Origin of the sequence: Falsiroseomonas sp. E2-1-a20 (assembly GCF_051433195.1) — a bacterium.
GTDB lineage: Bacteria > Pseudomonadota > Alphaproteobacteria > Acetobacterales > Acetobacteraceae > Falsiroseomonas.
In genome coordinates, this window is sequence record NZ_JBHMFT010000032.1 from 22,415 (window position 1) to 41,384 (window position 18,970).

An 18,970-nucleotide genomic window follows, 5' to 3' on the forward strand; every position below is an offset into this window, starting at 1 on the left:
CGCCGGCTGCGCTCATGCGTCATGCCCTAGCTATCACCGCACGGCGGTGGAGTGGACGGCGGAACGTGCGGCTGCGTCATGTGTCGCTGTCTGGCCCGCCTCCCTCGACCCTGAGGACCTGGTGTTGCTGGGCGTGTGGCTTGGCCTGCTGCGGGCCACCGCCCGGCACGATTTGGCCGCACTTGTCGTCGGGCGGGTGATTGCCGCTGCGACATCGATGTGGAACATGACCCGGTCCGGCTGGACTTTATCTGTGGCTTCAGCGAGCAGGCGCCTTCCGTGCGGGAGTTCCCCAAGCGCGTCAGGATGACGCCCGGCATCTGGCACCTGCTGCGGCGGCGGCTCGAAGGCGGCGGCTTTCCTTCGACCCCCGGCAATGAGGCTCGCCGTCGCGGCAGGCTCCACGGGTCCCGGCTTCGGCTGCGGTCCATCGGGCTCCAGGCATAGCTCCGCATACAGCGGCAGGTGGTCCGGGCCGATCTCGGGCAGCTTGGCCAGGTGCAGCAGCCGGAACTCGCCGCTGAAGAAGACATGGTCCGCCGGCCAGCGCAGGAACCACGGCCAGGTGGCCGGAAAGGTGGCGAACAGCCCACGCCCGATCCGCGGATCCATCAGGCCGCCGATGCGCATGAACAACCCGGTCTCGCGCGACCACGCCACGGCGTTCAGGTCCCCCGCCATCACCGCGGGGCGCGGCCCGCAACCGGCGGATCGTGCCGCCAGCAGCAGTTCCGCATCGCGCTGCACGGTGCCGTGGCCGAACAGCGTCGGTGGCTTCGGATGCACGCCATGGAAGGCCACCACCGCGCCGGATCGCAGGCGCAGACCGGCGCAGATCGAGGGCACGTAGGAGTCCAGCAGGAACTGCACCTGCGCATCCACCAGCGGCAGCCTGGCGTACAACGCCATGCCCCCGAAATCGGGCCTCGGATGCACGAGATGATGCGGGTAGTCCTGCTTCAGCGGCTCCAGCGCATCGGACCAGCTCGAATCCAGCTCGACCACGAAGACCACGTCCGGCCGCATGCGGCGGATCTGCGCCAGCAGCCGCTCCGCGCCGCTATTGCGGAGCTTCAGGTTGGCGGTGAGCAGTGACAGGCTGAGATCCGCCGCACAGCCCGCCGCGGTCTGCGCCTGCGTCGCGTGCAGGCGCGTGAACGGCCAGATGCGGCGCAGTTGGACCACCAGCGCAAGCCCACCAGCAGCCAGGATGCCAAGCATCGCCGGGCTGCCAGGATCGCCCAGCACCACCAGGCCCGCCAGCACGGGCACCAGGACGCCCGCGACCTGTGGGCGCGGGAAATCCCAGACGTGGACCCACCAGGACTGGCTGTGCAGCCGCGGCAGCACGCTCAGAAGCACGAGCAGGACCGCCAGCACGAACAGGACAAGAAGGGCAGCGGAGGCGATCGTGCCTCCACCATTCATGCCCGCGGCCCCCGATGGATGCCTTCGGCTCTTGGAGCCGGGCGCATGCCGATCAACCCTGATCCCGCCTCAGCGGCAGCGCCACGAAGGTGCTGGCATTGCCGCGCTGGATCTGGATGGCGATGGAGGAGCGGTCGGCCTTACGCGCTTCCTCCAATGCCGTGGAGACGTCGCCCGGGCCGGTCACGTCGCGCCCCCCCGCGCGGAGGATGACGTCGCCGGCACGAATGCCGCGCTCCTCCGCGATGCTGCCCGGGGCGACGCGGACCACGGCGGCGCCGGGCGCACCCTGGCGCGCGGCAAGGGCCAGGCCGACGGCGCCGGTGCTACGCTCGCCCTGCTCGTCACCGCCGCGCCCGGCCATGTCGCGCTGGTCAGGGCGCGGAGACAGCGTCACCTGCTGCTGGCGCTGCTCGCCGTCGCGGCGCAGGGTCAGGGTGATGGTGGCGCCAGGGCTCGCCTCGCCCACGGCGACGGCGAGATCGCGTGAATCCTGCACCTGGCGGTCGCCGGCCCGGGTCACGACATCGCCGGCACGCAATCCTCCGCGCGCGGCGGGCGAACCCGGCTCGACACCCGCGATCAGTGCACCTTCCGCATCCGGCACGCCGAGTGCTTCCGCCAGTTCGCGGTCCACGTTCTGCAGCGAGACGCCAAGCCAGCCGCGTTCCACGCGGCCGTCCTCGCGCAGATCCGTGACGACGCGCTGGGCGATCTGCGAGGGCACGGCGAAGCCGATGCCAATATTGCCGCCCGAGGGCGAGAAGATCGCGGTGTTCACGCCGACCACCTGGCCACGCATGTTGAACAGCGGTCCGCCGGAATTGCCGGGGTTAATCGAGGCGTCGGTCTGGATGAAGTCGTCATAGGGACCGGCGCCGATCTGCCGCCCACGGGCCGAGACGATCCCGGAGGTCGCCGTGCCGCCAAGGCCGAAAGGGTTGCCCATGGCCAGAACCGACTCCCCGACGCGGAGATCGGCGCTCGGACCCCAGGACACCGAGGGCAGCGAGCCGCCAGCCTCCACCTTCAGCAGGGCGATGTCCGTCTGTGGATCGGCGCCAACGACGCGGGCCGGAAGTTCGCGGCCGTCGGCCAGTTCGACGGTGACGCGACGGGCATTGCCGACGACGTGGTTGTTGGTCACGACGAAGCCACTGGTCTCGATGATGAAGCCGGAGCCCTGGCCCATCGCCCGGCGCGGCTGCTGCGGGCCCTGCCCCTGGCCGCCGAAGCGGCGGAAGAATTCCTCGAGCGGCGTGCCGCGCAGCTCAGGGGGAATGTCGGTCATCTGCGTCTCGCGCTGCCCGACGACACTGACGCGCACCACCGCCGGCGCAACCTGTGCAACCAGGTCAGCGAAGTTCGGCGCGCCGGGCTGGGAGGCGGAGGATGACGAGGCGGTGGATTGCGCGACGGCCTGTGGCACGGCCGGCCCCAGGGCCAGCAGGCCGGCGACAAGCAGGCCGGTGGGGGAGATGGACATGCGAGAGCCAGTTCGGGCTGCGGACACCGTGAGACCTCCTGAAGCTGCGGGCCACGGGTGAAGACGACCTACGGCCGGAGGTTGCAGGACTACGGGATGGCACGGATGCCGGGCGGCCCAAAGCCCCGCTTCAGCCGCCAGCTTCCAGCCGCCACCCCGGCGGTGTTTCCACGCTGCCCCGCAGGGCCCATTCCGCCTGCTCCAGGGACCGCCGCACTGCCCGCCTATCGCCGCGGTCGAGCGCGCCGTGCGCTTCCCTGAGCCAGCTGTCCACCACCCCCCGCTCCAGCGGTTCCAGCCTGGCCATGGACAGGGCATGTTCGGCGCGGTCGATCGCATAGCCGATGCGGGCGCGGTCGCCGCCCGCGGCGATGTCCTGCGCCTGCGACATCGCCTGGAACGCGGCCCGCGCGGCGGAGCGGGACTGGCTCCGAACCGGGTCGCCCAGTCCCAGGGCGCCGATCGCGCGCGCGCGGGCTTCCTGGGTGCGGATCAGCGCCTGCCGGGCCTCGTCCATCGCCATGTCGCGCTGCGGCCCCGACGGGGCCTGCCGGATCGCATCCAGCGCTGCCAGCAGGTGCCGCTCGGCCCGGTCCATGTGCCGGAGCGGCGCGTTGCGGCCCGCGATGTCCTGGCCCAGGGCGTGCCCGGCGGGCGCCAGCAGGCCCACGACGAGGGCGATGGGGATCAGGCGTTTCATGGCTCGTCCTCCTTGGCTCCAGTGGAATGGCGGCGGCTTAGATCCAGTAGGGAATCTGGCCGTAATGCCCGTGCAGGCGTTCCTCGAAGGCGCGGTCGGTGGTCGCAGATGGATCGTATTCCGGACTGGTTTCGACCTGCCCGCGGGTGACCCGCACATGCACCTGCTGTGCGCCCCAGTCGACGTGGTCGATCCACTTCGGCGCGACAAGGACCTGCTTGCCGGGCCACCAGTTGCGCGTGTCGACCACGATGTAGCGAATCATCCAGTGGGTATCGTCCAGCAGGAACTCCTCGACATGGCCGATGTCGTCGTCGGTCGCCCGGATATGGTAGCCAGTGACCTCCCTCACGCTGCGCAGGTGCGGATCACCCCGCTGTTCCGGTTCGCTGGCAGTGCCTGGCCTTGAGCCAGGCCGCGCCGTGCCTGCGGCCGGAGCCGCCGCCGGCTGTCCCGCCAAGGGCGGCACGTAGCCGGGGAAGGCGGCGGTCCCGGGATACCAGTATGGCGACCAGCCATAGTAGCCGTAGATGTCGGTTTCCATCTGTCGCGACACCGGCTCGTCCTGGCCCAGGCCGGGGCTGTCCTCGACCTGCTTCCGGGTCGCATCCACCGGGAACATGCGGGTAGCCGGATCCGGATTCCCGAGCACGGATGTGGGCAGCAGCACCTTGCGCCCCGGCAGCCAGGTGCCGGTGTCGACCACCACCCACCGCACCGTCCAATCGGCATCGTCGAACAGGACGTCCGAGACGCTGCCGATCGCATCATCTGTCGCCTGCACGCCGTAGCCCAGGATGGCCGAAGATCGCCATAGTCCTGATTCCTGTGCTGCCATCGTCGCCTCCTCTGCCTGAACCGAGGTTCGCGTCGAAGCCGCCGACCCTGGTTCGGCTTTCCTGATCCTGCCTTGATCCGGGCGGGCCTCATTCAGCCCGCCGCTTAACCCTGGCAGGCGCGGAGCCCGGTTGCCGACCTTCTGCGTGGCTGCCGGAGGCAGCCGCAGCATTCAGTCGAACAATCCACCGAACCAGTCTTCGTCGCGGTCCCTCCTGCGTTCGCCATATTCGCGATAGCCTTCGCGCTCGCCATAGTCGCGACGGTCGTCCCAATCGCCGTACTCGCGATACTCGTCGTCGCGGTAGCCACGACGCATGCGGTCGCGGCGCTCGTCCATGCGGCCCTGCTCGTAGCCACGGTCGAAGCGCTCGCGCCGCTCGCGCTCTCCGAACCAGCCGCGCTCATCATTGTCGAACCACCCGGCGCCGTCGCGCTCGAATGGCTGCGCCTGGGCCTGCGGCGCCACGCCGGCAGCGCCGAGTGTGAGGGCGAGGGTCGCGGGGAGCAGGAGGCTGGTGATCTTCATGTTGTGCGTTCCTTCCAGTTTGTGCTTTGCCGAGCCCTGGTGGCTGGGTTGGTGGACCGGAGGTGTTCCGACCGCTACAGGATCCCGTCGTCGAACAGGCCGTAGTCGATGCGGGGCGCCATGGCCGCGGCCTCCGTGGTGGCGTGGGGCAGCCCGTAGTAGTCGTTGCCTGGCTCGAACCCGTAGCCGTAGCCGTAGTACGGGAAGCCATAGGCACCTCCGCCCCAGCCGATGCCACGCGTCACCAGCACGCCGGAGATGCGGCGGTCGCGGCCGATCACGACATCGGAGACACGGCCATAGCCGGCACCGTTGCTCAGCCGCGCGTAGTCACCGATGAGTTCCGAGATCCGGTATTCGCGCGGTCCGGTGATCAGCGTCTCCGGCCCATCGAACAGGTCGTAGTCCTCGGCCGTTTCCTCGGTCATCCGGATGCGGATGCCGGCGGCGCCAGGGGTCAGGTTGACCTCGTTCCATGGCACGCGGAAGGCCGCGTCGCCGATATCGAGGAAGCCACCGCCTTCGACCACGATGGCGCTGACACGCCCATCGCGCCCGACGAAGATATCCTTGACGTCGCCAAGATCTTCGCCATCACCGCCATAGACCTCCTGGCCCATGATGCGGGAGGCGCGGACGCCACGGTATAGTTCTTCCGCCGTCACCTGACGTGCGCGCTGACCTTCGGGCAGGTTGCGCTCCTCCGAACGGCTGAAGATGACGAGGGTGTTCATTCCGTCCCGGCTAGAGGTCTCACCGCCGGCCCCCCGGGCCTCTCCAGGCTGCTGCTGCGCCTGCCGTTGCTGGTTCGGCTGCTGGCTCGACTGTTGGCTTGGTTGAGCCAGCGCTGGAGCGGCAGCGAGGACTAGCGCGGCAAACCCCGCCGTGCCCATCAGGTTCCAGCGCCGTGCGGAATCCCTGTTGCGATCCTTCAGTGCACCAGTCGTCATCGACTGACTCCTTCTTTGGGTTTGGTTCAGGCCGCCCGCGCCCCTGCATAGGGATCAGGTCCTGCAGTGGCCGTGCAGGTCGAGGAACTCCACCAGGCTGTTCCCTGGATTGTCGTCGAGATGGATGGGGTTGGCGTGCGCCCACGCCGCGTAGCCGGCAAAAACCCGCCGCCACTCCCGCGGCAAGGTGCAGCCCCTGGGTGCGCGTGCCAGGACCCCCAGGACGAAGCCATGGCAGAACCGCATCGCATTGGCATGCGCCGGATCATCCGGCTTCGTCCTGCAAACTTCCAGCAATTGCCCCGTCGTCCGGGCCTGGAAATCCTGCTCTGGCGCTGCCATCGCCGCGCTCGTGGCACCCAACATGGCGGCAGCGAGGATCAGTTCCTTCGCATGCACCATCATGCTCCTCCTCACCCGCTAGCGCACGCTGCCGGATCCCGCAGCGCCACAACGGCGCCACGATCCAACTGATCGGAGTTGGGGCGGCGTCGCGACCAGCGACATCCGTGCCATCACGTAGGGCACGCGCATGAGCCCCACCCTCGTCGACCTGCTGCGTTGTCGCCCGTGCCACATCATGGAAGGAGATGGCCCGATGCCGAGAACGTCAGCGCGAACCGCGCTGCATCGCCTGGTCCTTGTCCTGGGCCTCGTCAGCCCCCTGACCACCCCAAGCCTGGCGCAGTCCGACAACGGGGAGGCCACGGAAGCCTGGCAGCGTCAGCAGCCCACCGTCGAGCGTACGCGGCGCCTGACGCGCGAACAGGGTGTCGCCGCGAGCCCGCAGGAGCGCCGCGAGGAGCTGCGCGACCTGAACGCGATCGCGCGCGAATTGCTGCCGCCTGATCCGGTTCTGCCCGCACCGGGTCTACGCGGTCCCGGCTCCAGCGGCCGCCCCGCCATCGATACGCCGGTGCCGTGAAACCGTTGTATCCCCGCAGAAGGAACTCGATCATGACGTCTGAACAATGCATCCGTCCGGCGGTGGCTTCCGGCCGATTTCGCCTGCACTTCGTCTCACTGCCACTCGCGCTGGTCTGTTTCGTCGCGGCTGGTTCGGCTCAGGCGCAATGGCGAACGGGCCAGACCGCCGAGCCCGCGCCAGTGCTGGAATCGCGCAGTGGGAAGCTGGTAGGCTACGCCACCATGGTCGACGCCGCAGCGGAGCGCCTGCACGCCGCCGTGGTGGCGCTGGCGGACCATGGCACGCGGGACCCGCAGCCCGGCGCCGTGCCGCCGCAGCAGCAGGCCCTGGTGGACCAGGCGCAGAGAGCCTGGATGGTCGTGAAGGAAACGCCGCCGGACTTTGTTGGCCACGACGTCTACATCGCGGCCGAGCGTCAGTTCGCGGAATCCGTCGGCCGGATGCAGCGCGCTGCAACGTCAGCGGCCGAAGCGGTTACGGAGGCACGCGCCATACTGGCCGCGATGGAACGGCTGGAAGATGCCGCGGCAGCCGAAGCAATGCGGGGCGGCTGAACGCCCTGCTCGCTCAGTATTCGAATTCGTAGGTCAGCCCCAGCCGGTCCCCGGCGGGGCCGGTTGCGGTTTCGCCCTCCAGCTTCAGCCGGGGCGTGATCTCCACTTCCACGCCAACTCCGGTCTGCCCACTCTCGACGCCCTGGCGCAACCCCAGATAGACACCAGGCGCGACGTAGCGCCCTGCCTCTGCGATAGGGCCGGCCCCTGTGCCCGCCGCGCCCCCACCACCGGCGACGCCCAGCCGGTCCAGCCCCAAAGCACCCCGCACACGGTCCAGCGCCTGGCTGTCGCCACCAATGCCCGTGAGCTGCGCGATCGCCTCCGCGATCTGGAGGATCTCGAAGGGCGAGAGACGGTCGGTGGAACGATCGAACAGCAGCCGCGCCAGGATTTCGTCCTGCGGCAATTCGGGCGAGGAGCTGAAGGTGATCTCGGGCGAAGCGGGCGTGCCTTGAACCGCAATGGTTATGCTCGTACCACCGGCCTGGCTGCGCGCCGCCAGGTCCAGCCGTGGCGTCAGCGTGCCACCGGCGAAGTCGATGCGACCGCGGTCGAAGGTCAGCCGGCGGGCCAGCACCTGAAGCGTGCCCCGCTGCAGTTCGAAGCCGCCCTGCGGCACTGGGTCAGGCAGCGTGCCGCCGATCCGCAGATCGCCCCCCAGCTCAGCATCAACGCCACGGCCACGAACGAAGATCTGGCCCGGCGCCGAAATCGCGATATCGAGGCGGATAGGCGGCAGGCCCTGCGGCGTCGGCAGGCTGGCCTCGGCCGGCTGCGCGGCGGGCGGCAGGATCGCGCCAGGGGGCGGGGTGCCACGCACCTGTACGTCCTCCAGCACCGGCACGCTGGCAGGAATGGTGCTGGGGATCCGGATCTCGGCCCGCTGCACCCGGACCTGCCCGGCCAGCAGGGCGTCCGCCAGCAGCGGCCCGTCGAGGCGCAGATCAGCATCGAAGGTCGCGGTGACGAGATCGGACACCGCCGGCCGCGCGTTTCGCGCCGTCAGACGCAGGTCGGCCGGCAGCCCGGCCGCACCAAGATCCACGCCGCCCAGCAGCGCGATGCTGCCGCCCCCGGCGGTGCGCCCCTGCAGGCGCTGCACCACGAGGCGGCTCCCTTCCCCGGTGATCGTTCCCGCGATGTCGCTGATCCGGACGCCATAGACCGGGTTGCGGTACTCGCCCCGGGTCAGGGTTGCCTGGCCGCCCAGACGAGGCTCGGCGAACGTGCCATCCGCCCGCAGCGCCAGTCGCAATTGCCCCGTCACCCGGTCCGCCCCGGCGGCCAGGAAGGGGCCAGCCAATGGCTGCAGCAACAGGTTGCCGTCCAGGCTGGCCTGCAAGGGTGCCGCGGGCCCAAAGCCTTGCGGCAACCCCGCCGCCACGGTCAGGCGCCCTGCGCGCCCTGCCTCGATCTCGGCCCGCAGCCGGGCGGTCCCGGCGGTCCAGCTTGCCTCGGCGCGGAGGCCCAGTGCGGGCAGGCCCTGGGACCAGGCTGCGCCCGGGCGCAACCCGCTGCCGCGCAGCCTTGCCTCGACCTCGGGCTGTGCCACCGGGCCGGTGATCCGTACCGTGCCGGAAAGGCTGCCCTCCGGTGAAAGCTCCGGCAGAAACAGGCCGGCCAGCGCGGCGGAGAGCGAGGACAAGGTGGCCGTCAGGTCTGCCTGCTCCGGGCCCCAGCGACCGGCAATGCGGATCTGTCCGCCGCGGGGGGCGGTCAGGTTCAGGGGCGAGGCCAGACGGATGCCGCCATCGGCGCCCAGGAGGATCTGCGCCGGTGATGTGAGGCGAAGGGCCAGTTCCAGCGCCTCGGCCTGCAGGGCGGCAAGGTTCAGTTGCCAACCCTGATCCATCGCCAGCAGCCGTCCACTGGCCGACAGCGTGCTCGCATCCGCGGCGGCCTGAACCGACCAGGCCAGGGCCTGCGGCGTGCCCTCGACGGTCGCCTCGATCAGCCCGGTGGTGCCGGCATAGGCCAGGCGGGGGGCCTCCAGCCGCAGGTCGAAGCCCTGCACGCCGTCGCGCGGCTCGAAGCGCCCCTGCGCCTGCAACCGTCCCTCCAGGCCGGGCAGCCCGGCCAGCGGCGCCAGTGGCGCCAGGGCGTCGGCTTCCAGCCGCGCCGTGCCGTCAAACAGCAGCGCGTCCGGATTGACGAGACCCACCGCGGTCAGCACGGCCGGGCCTAGACTGAGGCGGGCCTGTTCCAGTTGCAGCAGCGTCCCTTGCGGCTGGCCACGCAGCGCCAGCTCCAGCGGCAGGCCCTCCAGTGTCGCCCGCATCTGGGCCTCCGCGCGGGGCGCGCTGACCGGGGTCTCGATCCGGGCCTCCAGGCCCAGCCCCTCAAGCACGCGGCCGGCAAGGGCCACGCGGCCGGAGTTGGCGGTCAGAGCGATGGTCGGGTCGGTCAGGGTGCCGGTGAGCTGCGCGACCGCCTCCAGCGCCCCCTCTGATCCAGGCCCCAGCACTTCGAGCCGCGGCAGACTGAGGCGCGCTGTGGCATCCAGCGGCTCCGCCAGCGAGCCGGTGACCGCGAGCCGCCCGGCTTCACCCCGCACCGCCAGATCCACCTGCCGGGATGCTGGTGCTGCCGTGCCGGACAGGGTCGGGCTGTTGCCCAGCACGGCATCGGCCTGAACGATTCCGGTGGCGAGGCCCTGCGGCGTGGCCTGCAGCTGCAGTTGCGGGGCGGAGAAACTGCCGGTGACGCGGAGCTCGCCCCGCAGCGACTCCCAGGCCATGCCCTCCGGCAGCACGGCATCGATCGGCGCGGAGGCGCCGAGCGCAAGCCGCAGCGTCAGATCCGGCACTTCCCGCGCCAGGTCCACCGTGCCGGTGACGCTGGCCTGCCCGACCGGGGTCCTGACTTCGAGCTGCGTGATCGTCAGCACGCCATCCGCCGGCCGATCGGCATCCAGCGTGAAGGTCGCCGGAAAGAAGGCACCAGGCTGCGGCACCGGTAGCAGTGGCGCCGCCTGCACTTGGCCGCGCAGCCGCGCGCCGAAGGCGCCATCGGCGAGCGCCCGGATGGTGCCCTCCGCTTCCAGCGCAATCTCGGGACCGAGCCGCGCCTCCACCGTCAGAGCCGCGCCGGCGGCGGGGCCATCCAGGCTCAATGTCAGCGAAAGCGGATGCTGCGGCAACCCGAGCAGGCTGGGCACCAGACCGCCTTCCGGCTCCCTCACCGCAAGCTGGGCATTCAGCCGGTCCGCGGCGGGCGCCAAAGCGAGATCGAGGGTGATGCTGCCCTCCCGGTCCAGCCGCCGCAGCGCCAGTTCCGCGGCAAGCCGTCCGGACTCCAGCGCGGCGTTGCCGGTCAGGGAGAAGGCGGCGCCTTGGCCGAGTACCGAGGGATCGAGTTCCAGCCGCTGCACCACCAGGCGGTCCAGCGCCAGATCCACCGGCAGGTCCGGCAGGCCTGGCAGCACGCCGCCTTCGCCCGGTACCAGCTGTTCCGCGGGAGTGGTCGTGGGCGCCGCGACCGGCAGGCGGTCCACGCGCAGCAGCGTCGCCTCCAGCGCCTCCAGCCGCACCACGCCGCGCAGCAGCGCCGTCGGGGCGAGGTTGAGTCGAACGTCCTGCATCGTGAGCCAGACGCCCTGGGCATCGGAGATGGTGATGCGGTTGGCGGAGGGGACGCCGCGCAGCGCGCCTTCCAGCCCCTCAACCCGCAGCCCCGGGATCAGCCGCTCCAGACGCCGCTCCAAGAAGGACGGATCGCGCGCCGCGTCGTCCTGCGCCGTCACCGGCGCGCCGGGCAGCAGCAGCGCCGAGACCAGCAGAACCATCAGGATCCGGAGCAGCCGCCAGTCATTCATGCCTTAGAACGCCTGCCCTATGCCGACATAAAGCCTGTAGCCCGAGGAGCCCTCCTGCCGCACCAGCGGTAGCGCGATGTCGGCGCGGATCGGCCCGATGGCGGTGTGGTAGCGGACCCCAATCCCAGCCCCGATGCGCCAGTCGGAGACGCTGGGGATGGAGTCTGAGCCCACGGTCCCGGCATCGATGAAGGCAACCCCGCCCCAGTTTTCGCCAAAGCGCTGCCGCCATTCGACACTTGCCTCCAGCAGGCTGGCGCCGCCGACCAGCCGTCCATTCGCGCCGCGCGGCCCGATCGATTGGTAGTCATAGCCGCGGACGGAGCCGCCGCCGCCGGCGAAGAAGCGCTGATGGATCGGGGCATCCAGCCGGTCCTGCGCCAGCAGGGAGCCTATGGTGCCGCGCAGCGCGATGATGCTGCGCTCGCTGCCGAAGACGCGCCGGTAGGTGCTGGCGGTGACGCGCAGCGGCGCGAAAAGCGCGGATTCGTCCAGGCTGAAGCTGGGCGTGACGCTGCCGGTCAGGCGCCAGCCGCGCGTCGGGTTCAATAGGCTGTCCGTCTCGTCCCACCGCCCGTTCAGGATGAACCCTGCAACCTGGTACGGGCTCAGCAGACCCTCCGATGGTCCGGCGTCGCCGATGTCGATGGTCGGGCCCGCTCCGAGCGTCAGGCGCTCGGAGAAGCGACGTTCCAGCACGACGGAGGCGACGGCGGCATCACGATCATAGGCCGTCAGCCTCTCCCGCAGCACGCCGATCGTGCCGACGGCGGACAGGTTGCGCCCGAACAGCCCGGGCCGGGTCAGTGTGGCGAAGGCGCGATAGGTGCTGTCCTCGACCCCGCCCCCATCGCTGCCAAGCCGCGCCACCTCTGCCTCCAGCCGCAGCCGTTCCGCTTGGCCGAACAGGTTGCGGTGCTCCCAATAGACCAGGAAGGACGGGCCGTAATTTGTCTCATAGGAGGCGGTGACGCCGATGGCACGGCGCGGGCGCTCGGCGACGGTAAAGGTCACGGGAAGCCGCCCCTCCGCATTCAGTTCCTCCGCCGTCTCAACCCTGACCGAGGAGAACGCGCGCAGGTCGAGGATGCGCCGGCGGGCTTCCTCCAGCCGCGCCGGGCTGTAGGTCTCGCCGGAAATCTGGTTGGCGGCGAAGCGCGCGAGGAACGTGGGGTCGATCCGCTCCGTCCCCGCCACGCGCGGCACGGCAAATGCAGCGCGAGGACCGGGGGCAAGGGTCCAGGTGACCGCCATTCCACGCTGGTCGTAGTTCACCACGGTCTGGCGCCGGACCACGCTGGACAGCGGATAGCCGCCCTCGCGCAGCCGCGCGAGCAGTCGTGCTTCGGCCGCCAGCACCGCGACAGCCGTCGCCGGATCGCCGGGGGCCAGGCTGAGCGGCTCCTCCGTCACCTCGGCCACGGCGGCGATGCCCTGTTCGGTCGTGGCGCGGACGGACACCTCGGAGATCGTGTAAAGTGGACCTGGTTCGGCCTGAATACGCACAACGACCGGCGCGCCGGTACGCACCTCCAGCCGGTCTGCCAGATCCGGCGTGTCCAGAGGCAGGCCGCCGATCAGGATGCGGATGGTGCCGCCCCAATAACCTTCCGAGTGAAGCGCCCGGCCCAGCCGCTCGCGATCATCCGCGGCGCGGGATGCAAGTCCGAATGCAGTCGTCGGCGCTTCCTCCTCCAGCCCCGCAAGCCGGGAGACGGCGGCGAGTGCCGCGTCCAACGATGCATCTCCCGTGGGGGTGAGTTCGGTCACGTAAGGCAGGTTTCCAACCTCGCCTGGCGGAAGATCTGCCTGGCTCGCTTGTTCCTGGGCGCGGCTGCTCGGAAGCGCGATGGCGCTTGCCACGAGCAGGCCAAGGGCGAGCGCGTGTGCAAGGTGCCTATCGCCAGGGGAGCGAGGTGCCGCTGGCACCCGGGGTGGTCGACGTTTCACATGATTGCAAAGCCGGACGCATGCTGCGGTTCCGCACCGAAGAGAAACCTCGTAGTCCTACGTAGTTCATGCTCGATGAACACTTTGAAGAACGGTTCGCCGCACGTGCTCGCCGTAGTCGTGAGGTAGAGCTCCAGGGGCCGGGTTGCATGTGGCGCGGTCAGGATTTCGAGACCAGCGTGGTGATCCACTCGGCTACACGGAAATGGGCACTGGCTATGGCTAGGGTTGCGGTCAGGGCGACCGCCAGCAAAACACCCGCAATGCCCCAGACCCATCCCCAGAAGGCGAGCGCCGCCACGATGGCGACAGGTGACAAGTGACAGCGAGAGGCCGCGTCCTTGAAGCCAGGGATAGATGAGATTGCTGATGCCGATCTGCATGACGGCATAGCCCAGGAAGACGACGAGCGGCATGGTCCAGTTCTGGAACTGGAGCAGGGCGTAGATCGTCGGCGGATGATGCCAATGATGTTGCCGGCCACCGGGATGAAGTTGAGCAGGAAATTCAGCACGCCCCAGGTCAAAGCTAGGTCGAGCCCCATGGCCGCGGCCCAAAGTGCGGAGGCAATGCCGGTGAGAAGGCTGGTGACGATTGTCACCCCGATGTAGCTGCGGAACCTGCCAGCGGTCTCCTCGACAGCGTCCAGGACCTCGCGTCGGTCCGCGGCATCGAAATGGTCACCAATCTTGCTCTTGAATGTCGGGATCTCCGGCAGGCCGAGAAACACCAGGATGGCGATGGAGCCGAGGTAGGCCAGCACCGTGTAGGTGCTGGATAGCACCGTCTGCAGCAGGGAGACGAGGCAGGTATAGCCACCTCCACCGCCGAGGATGACGGGCAGCCCATTCGCCTGCGCCCATTCGGCGTAATCGATGTAGAGCTGCTCGAACTGCGCCTGCCGGGCGATGAGGGTCTGCACGACCTGCCATGGAACAATACACAGCGAAGGCGAATCCTGCGACGACCGGGAGAAGAAGGATGATCGTCCCGCCATAGCTGAGCCACGACGGCAGGTGACTGTCGGGGCGCAGCTTGATCGGCCAGACAACGGCAACGACGAACACAGCCGCCGCCAGCGGCATGGTGACGGAATAGCTCCACTTCGGCGCCGCGACCAAGGGCAGGCCGGCGATCAGCGCAAGCAGCCGGTTGTTGAGCTTATTGTGATCCTGCATTGCTGTGCTTTGACCTGCGGTCGCCCGGGCTGCGCCACCATGCTGGCGGAACCTGCCCAACGCTGCAGGCCGCTGTTCGACCGCGTCAGTCTGCTGCGGCCCGTGGCGGCCCAGTAAAACTGCGTAGGGAACCCTGCCAAATCCTCCGCTTTCAAGCTCGCATGCTCCGGCGAAACCCGATCCTGGCCTTCTTCGCCATCACCTTCGGCATCAGCTGGGGCCTGGCCGTAATCTTCTGGATTCTGAAAAGCCTTGGCCTTGGGTTTCTGAACGACGAACAGCCAGGGTTGCCCGCACGCATCCTCTTCCTGCTGGCCGTCTGGGGCCCGAACTTTTCGGCTGTGCTAGTGACTTGGATGATCGGTGGCCCAGGTGCCCTACGCGATCTCTTCTCTCGACTGTCGCCGCGGCGTGCCGGCGCGGGCTGGTGGGCGACTGCCGTGTTGCTTCCGCTTGGATTGCTGGCAATCAGCGTACTGATGGCAAAGCCGTTTGCTGACGTTGGCTTTGCGCGTCTCGCGGCCGACAGCTGGACCGCCCTGTTGACCTTCCTGGGCCTGTCTCTGATTGGTGGTCCGCTGGGGGAAGAATTGGGATGGCGAGGCTTTGCGCTGCCTCGAATGATTAAGCGGATGACGCCTCTCACGGCAACGCTGCTCATCGGCTTGGCCTGGGGGGCCTGGCACCTCCCGGTGCTTGTCGTGCCGCAAATCCAGCAGGCCTTCCTGCCGCCAGGGTTTCCCATCCTCGCCTTCCCTCTCTACACCACTGCCGCATCCGTGCTGATCGGTTGGATCTATCTCCGTGGCGGACAGTGCCTCTGGCTGGCGGTGCTGTTTCATCTGGTTCTGCTTTGGGGTGTGCACTCGCTGAGCCGGGATCCCCTGCCGGCGCTGGTGTGGGGCGGCGTCGCCGCCTGCTTTGCCGCCGCCATTCTGGCTGCCCTTGCTCCCATCATGCGCCGACGAGACCTGGGCGCTTAAGCGGTCATCTGGCTTCGGGCCACCGCCATGTTGCCATAAAGCTAAGCTGACGCTGCTGGAGCGAGTGACCCGGGCGGCTGGAGGACAACAGATCCGCTTCCTCGACCGCTGCTTGGATCTACTCACCCTCATGGCCCGAGCCGGCTATGCGGCGCGGGGCGCGATCTACCTCATCGTGGGCGTGATCTCGATTCTTGCCGCGTTCGAATTGCATGAAAGGCCGGTCGGCGCGCGGGGAGCGTTGGAGGAGCTGGCAGCCTGGCCAGGCGGTCCCCTGCTCCTGCTGATCATCGGCACCGGCCTGTCCGGCTTTGCGAGTTGGCGCATTGTACAGGCGCTGCTCGACACCGAGCACCTTGGCCGCTCGGCCATCGGGCTGGCGCACCGGGTGGGGCTCACGGGAAGCGGCGCACTCTACGGCCTCATGGGGTGGTCCGCCTTGGAAGCCGCGGACAGCCTGGAGGAGCTGGTCCCGCGAAGCCTTGGCGCCGAGGCTCTGCGAGATGTGTTGGAGTCCTGGATCGCGGAGGAGCTGCTGCTTGGGATCGCGGCCTTTGCGGCGCTCGCGGGTCTCGGAAATGCCGCGAAGGCGCTTTCACGGCGATTCATGGCGGACCTCTCGTGTCCCCGATTGATGCGGCACTGGGTCGCGGCATGCGGGCGGGTCGGCTACGGGACGCGCGCAGCACTTCTGTTGCTCCTTGCTGAACGTCTGGGGGTCACGGCGCTGGATGATTCACGGGCGCTGCACCTGGTCACTCTTGGCGAGGTGCTTGCCGTGTTGGAGCCAGCACCCGGATCATTGCTGCTGCTCGCAGGAGCGGGGGCCGGGCTGCTCTGCTTCGGTGCCTTCGGCATGGCCGAAGCCCTGTGGCGCGGTTTCCGAGAGTGGCCGGTCAAGGACACGCCTCCGCGTTGAGGAGGACGACAGGCCGTCAGTCCTGCCAAGGTCGCCTCCGCCGCCGGGTCAGATAGCGGCGCACCGAAATGACGCCCGCGACTTGGCTGGCGCCATTCCAACGCCGGACAATACAGGCTGCAGGGCGATGCACGATATCGTCCTGGCGCACCACCCTGCGTTGCCGCCCAGGAGGATTGCCGAGGCCGCAGCTTACCTCCGCAGGCCGGCGTCGCCGGAACCAGGTCGAAGAATGTCGGCCTGCACCGTCCGGCTGGTGGCGTCCCGGTTCTGGCCCAGGCGCGTCATAAACCACGAGAAGCGCGCCATCCCCCGCCCCCGGCCAGAGTTCAAGTCCCTCAGGATGGTCCGACTGGCGGCGATAGGGCAGGTCCGCCACCAGTTCCAGCCGGCTCGTCGGCACCATGCCCTCGGCCTCGTCCTGCACGCCACCGAGCCATTTCAGCACGTGGGCGGTTCCCTCCAATGCCATTGTCGGCCCGACCAGCAACACCAAATCCTGGCCGCTGCGGCGCAGGTCGCGAATTCCGAGCCCACCGGTGTCCAGCAGATGCTTGCGATAGCGCCGCCCACCAGGTCCGATCCTGCGGGGCTTGAGCCTGCCCGATCTGGGCTGTTTGAGCATCAGCTCGAGCACCACCGCATAGCCGACCAGCACCGGCCCACGCAGACCGAGCCACACGCGCTCGCCCTGGACCGCGATCCCCTCGATGTCGAGACCGTTCTCCTTCGACGGGACCTTCAGGAACATCTCCTCGTCAGGGCCGCCGGGAAGGTCAAAGAAGTCGCTCAGCAGGATGTGCTGGTGGTCGCCATAGCAATCAGCGCCAGTCTTGCAGCGCCAGTCTTGCTCAATCGTTCGAGCCCTGCTGCTTCATCGCAGGCGAGGAAAAGACAGTCTCCGATGCGCGACGGCAGAGAGGTCCTTGGCCACCGGATCGTCGAGACGAGGAAGCGCCTGCGCGATGGAGAAGGCGAGCCGGACCTGCCCGACACGGGGAGCAGACGGTTCTGACTTGTGCATGGATTCACCTTGCGACTTGAAGCTCATGGATGGCAGCACCCAGCGATCATGTCCTGCGCGTTCTACCAATCGTGTCCGCTTGCTGACCGAATTGGGCGGACCGGGCCTGCGACACCAGCCCGTGATCCTCGGCGAACGAACAGCGAGCACGCTCCTCGTGAAATACGGGCAACTACCTAGCCGGTGAACGAGCCGGGGGCCTTTCCGTTGGTTCAATGCAGGCTGCTTCGTGAGCATGCGACGTGAGGCTGGCAGGCATCAGTGACGCGACGCGGGCGCTGCGGCCACAAGTCGCCCCGGCCGCAACACGCGAGGCATCAATGGCAATTCAGTGCCAGGACCGAGGACATCATCATCATGAACACGCTTCTGACAACGACAGCTTTGGCGGCCGTACTGGCGCTTGCCAGCACGGGAACCACGCAGGCCCAAACCTCCGGGCAGCAGCAGCCTGCCGGTACACAGTCTGGACAAGCCGCTCAGGCGAGCCAGCAAGGGCAGCAGGTCGCGCAACAGCTGCAACAGGCGGAACAGTCCCTGCGCCAGGCGCTGCAACGGATGCAGGGGGCGCAGGGTCAGCAGCAGAGCCAGGCGGCACAGGGTGTGCGCCAGGTTCTCACGCAGCTCCAGCAGACAATGCAGCAGCTGCCTTCCGAGCGCCGAAGCGCCGAGACTGGCCAGCGGCTGGAGCGCGAAGTCTCGGAAGCGCAGGCCAGCATCCAGGGCGAGCGGCCTGACATGGCCCGCGCCAGGGTCCAGGTCGAGGAGGTGCTCGTCGCGATACCGGTACTGCGTGCCGAACTGGTCGGCATGCCGGGCCAGGCTGCAGCACAAGGCGCGCCCGTTGCCGGCCAGATCGTGGTACGCGAAGCCGCACCCACGGTGAATGTGCAGCAGGGTCAGCCGACGGTCACCGTGCGGCAGCCCGCGCCGGTGATCACCGTGGTGGTGCCGCAGCCCGAGATCATCGTCCGCCAGGGACAGCCGCAGGTGACGGTTCAGATGCCGGAGCCGGAAGTCTCCGTTCAGATGCCGGAGCCGCAGGTGCGTGTGATGGAGAACCAGCAGTCGCCGCAGGTACGGGTCACGCCAGCGCAGCCGCAGGTTCAGGTCCAGCGGGCCGATCCGCAGGTGCGTGTGCAGCAGCAGGGACAGCCAGTTATCCGCTTCGAGCAGCAGGGTGATGCCCAGGTGCGGGTCGAGCAGCAGGCGGCTCGCACCGGCGCAACCGCCGCACCGGCGCCCGCGCAGTCCGGCGGGTCTGCACAGCAGGCCGCAGTTTCACCCGCCGCTGGCATGCCGCTCGCGCGTGTTCAGAACCTGGTCGGTACGAACGTCATCGGCGCGAACGGCCGCGACGCCGGCGAGGTCGAGAATCTGCTGATCGACCGCAATGGCCAGGTGCGCGCCGCTGTCGTGGAATGGGGCGGGTTCCTTGGCTTGGGTGAAAGCCGTGCCGTAGTGCCGATCGAGCAGCTGCGGTTCGGCGGATCGGGCGAGCGCGTGCGCATGGACCTGACCCGCGCGCAACTGGAAGCGCTGCCACGCTTCGAGCGTAACCGCATCGCTGAGTACGGCCGGGACCAGGGCTGGAGCGACGGCGTCCGCCTGTATCGCTGATGGAAGGGTTGGGGTGCGCTGCAGGCTATGGCGCACCTTGCCCGCCCTGTCCTTCCACTCACAATCG

16 protein-coding genes are annotated in these 18,970 nt (G+C 68.8%); 5 read left to right on the forward strand and 11 right to left on the reverse strand.

The features are described from left to right. Nucleotides 1-33 precede the first annotated feature (33 nt). The 7 genes from ACFHPP_RS24960 to ACFHPP_RS24990 all read right to left on the reverse strand — a co-directional run bounded on the left by ACFHPP_RS24960 (nt 34) and on the right by ACFHPP_RS24990 (nt 6,335). A complete protein-coding gene (locus ACFHPP_RS24960) occupies nt 34-1,428 on the reverse strand; it encodes an endonuclease/exonuclease/phosphatase family protein (protein WP_437165950.1) in 1,395 nt (464 codons plus the stop codon). A gap of 52 nt (nt 1,429-1,480) precedes the next feature. Further along, nucleotides 1,481-2,914: a Do family serine endopeptidase gene (locus tag ACFHPP_RS24965; protein WP_437165951.1), complete on the reverse strand. Its 1,434-nt coding sequence runs from the start codon at nt 2,912-2,914 to the stop codon at nt 1,481-1,483. A gap of 130 nt (nt 2,915-3,044) precedes the next feature. Further along, nucleotides 3,045-3,614, reverse strand: coding sequence for a hypothetical protein (locus ACFHPP_RS24970; protein ID WP_437165952.1), 570 nt, complete (start codon nt 3,612-3,614; stop codon nt 3,045-3,047). A gap of 37 nt (nt 3,615-3,651) precedes the next feature. Next, nucleotides 3,652-4,452, reverse strand: coding sequence for a PRC-barrel domain-containing protein (locus ACFHPP_RS24975; protein ID WP_437165953.1), 801 nt, complete (start codon nt 4,450-4,452; stop codon nt 3,652-3,654). A 171-nt stretch (nt 4,453-4,623) separates the two neighbouring features. After that, nucleotides 4,624-4,980 carry a hypothetical protein gene (locus tag ACFHPP_RS24980; protein WP_437165954.1) on the reverse strand — a complete coding sequence of 119 codons (357 nt, stop codon included), beginning with the start codon at nt 4,978-4,980 and terminating at the stop codon, nt 4,624-4,626. A 74-nt stretch (nt 4,981-5,054) separates the two neighbouring features. After that, nucleotides 5,055-5,714 (reverse strand): PRC-barrel domain-containing protein, encoded by a 660-nt coding sequence (locus ACFHPP_RS24985; RefSeq protein WP_437165955.1) that lies wholly within the window; start codon nt 5,712-5,714, stop codon nt 5,055-5,057. Between the two features lie 270 nt (nt 5,715-5,984). Further along, nucleotides 5,985-6,335: a hypothetical protein gene (locus tag ACFHPP_RS24990; protein WP_437165956.1), complete on the reverse strand. Its 351-nt coding sequence runs from the start codon at nt 6,333-6,335 to the stop codon at nt 5,985-5,987. Nucleotides 6,336-6,462: 127 nt separating this feature from the next. Here ACFHPP_RS24990 and ACFHPP_RS24995 point away from each other — a divergent pair, with 127 nt between their 5' ends. Together ACFHPP_RS24995 and ACFHPP_RS25000 are read left to right on the forward strand one after the other, a co-directional pair. Continuing rightward, complete coding sequence (locus ACFHPP_RS24995) at nt 6,463-6,855, forward strand: hypothetical protein (protein WP_437165957.1); 393 nt, start codon at nt 6,463-6,465, stop codon at nt 6,853-6,855. A 32-nt stretch (nt 6,856-6,887) separates the two neighbouring features. Beyond that, nucleotides 6,888-7,412 (forward strand): hypothetical protein, encoded by a 525-nt coding sequence (locus ACFHPP_RS25000; protein WP_437165958.1) that lies wholly within the window; start codon nt 6,888-6,890, stop codon nt 7,410-7,412. Nucleotides 7,413-7,425: 13 nt separating this feature from the next. On the opposite strand, the gene ACFHPP_RS25005 is transcribed toward ACFHPP_RS25000, so the two are convergent. From ACFHPP_RS25005 to ACFHPP_RS25015, 3 genes are all read right to left on the reverse strand, one after another. Then, a complete protein-coding gene (locus ACFHPP_RS25005) occupies nt 7,426-11,229 on the reverse strand; it encodes a translocation/assembly module TamB domain-containing protein (RefSeq protein ID WP_437165959.1) in 3,804 nt (1,267 codons plus the stop codon). Between the two features lie 3 nt (nt 11,230-11,232). Next, nucleotides 11,233-12,999 carry an autotransporter assembly complex protein TamA gene (locus tag ACFHPP_RS25010; protein WP_437165960.1) on the reverse strand — a complete coding sequence of 589 codons (1,767 nt, stop codon included), beginning with the start codon at nt 12,997-12,999 and terminating at the stop codon, nt 11,233-11,235. A 340-nt stretch (nt 13,000-13,339) separates the two neighbouring features. Then, complete coding sequence (locus ACFHPP_RS25015) at nt 13,340-14,101, reverse strand: AI-2E family transporter (RefSeq protein ID WP_437165961.1); 762 nt, start codon at nt 14,099-14,101, stop codon at nt 13,340-13,342. 417 nt (nt 14,102-14,518) lie between these two features. Here ACFHPP_RS25015 and ACFHPP_RS25020 point away from each other — a divergent pair, with 417 nt between their 5' ends. Both ACFHPP_RS25020 and ACFHPP_RS25025 read left to right on the forward strand, forming a co-directional pair. Continuing rightward, the gene (locus tag ACFHPP_RS25020) at nt 14,519-15,340 is read left to right on the forward strand and encodes a CPBP family intramembrane glutamic endopeptidase (RefSeq protein ID WP_437165962.1); all 822 of its coding nucleotides are present in this window, start codon (nt 14,519-14,521) and stop codon (nt 15,338-15,340) included. Between the two features lie 130 nt (nt 15,341-15,470). Next, nucleotides 15,471-16,259, forward strand: coding sequence for a DUF1206 domain-containing protein (locus tag ACFHPP_RS25025; RefSeq protein ID WP_437165963.1), 789 nt, complete (start codon nt 15,471-15,473; stop codon nt 16,257-16,259). Between the two features lie 16 nt (nt 16,260-16,275). Here ACFHPP_RS25025 and ACFHPP_RS25030 read toward each other — a convergent pair whose 3' ends face one another. Next, nucleotides 16,276-17,010: a DUF3616 domain-containing protein gene (locus tag ACFHPP_RS25030; RefSeq protein WP_437165964.1), complete on the reverse strand. Its 735-nt coding sequence runs from the start codon at nt 17,008-17,010 to the stop codon at nt 16,276-16,278. A gap of 630 nt (nt 17,011-17,640) precedes the next feature. Between ACFHPP_RS25030 and ACFHPP_RS25035 the strand changes: the two genes are divergently transcribed. Continuing rightward, a complete protein-coding gene (locus ACFHPP_RS25035) occupies nt 17,641-18,903 on the forward strand; it encodes a PRC-barrel domain-containing protein (RefSeq protein WP_437165965.1) in 1,263 nt (420 codons plus the stop codon). Nucleotides 18,904-18,970 lie beyond the last annotated feature (67 nt).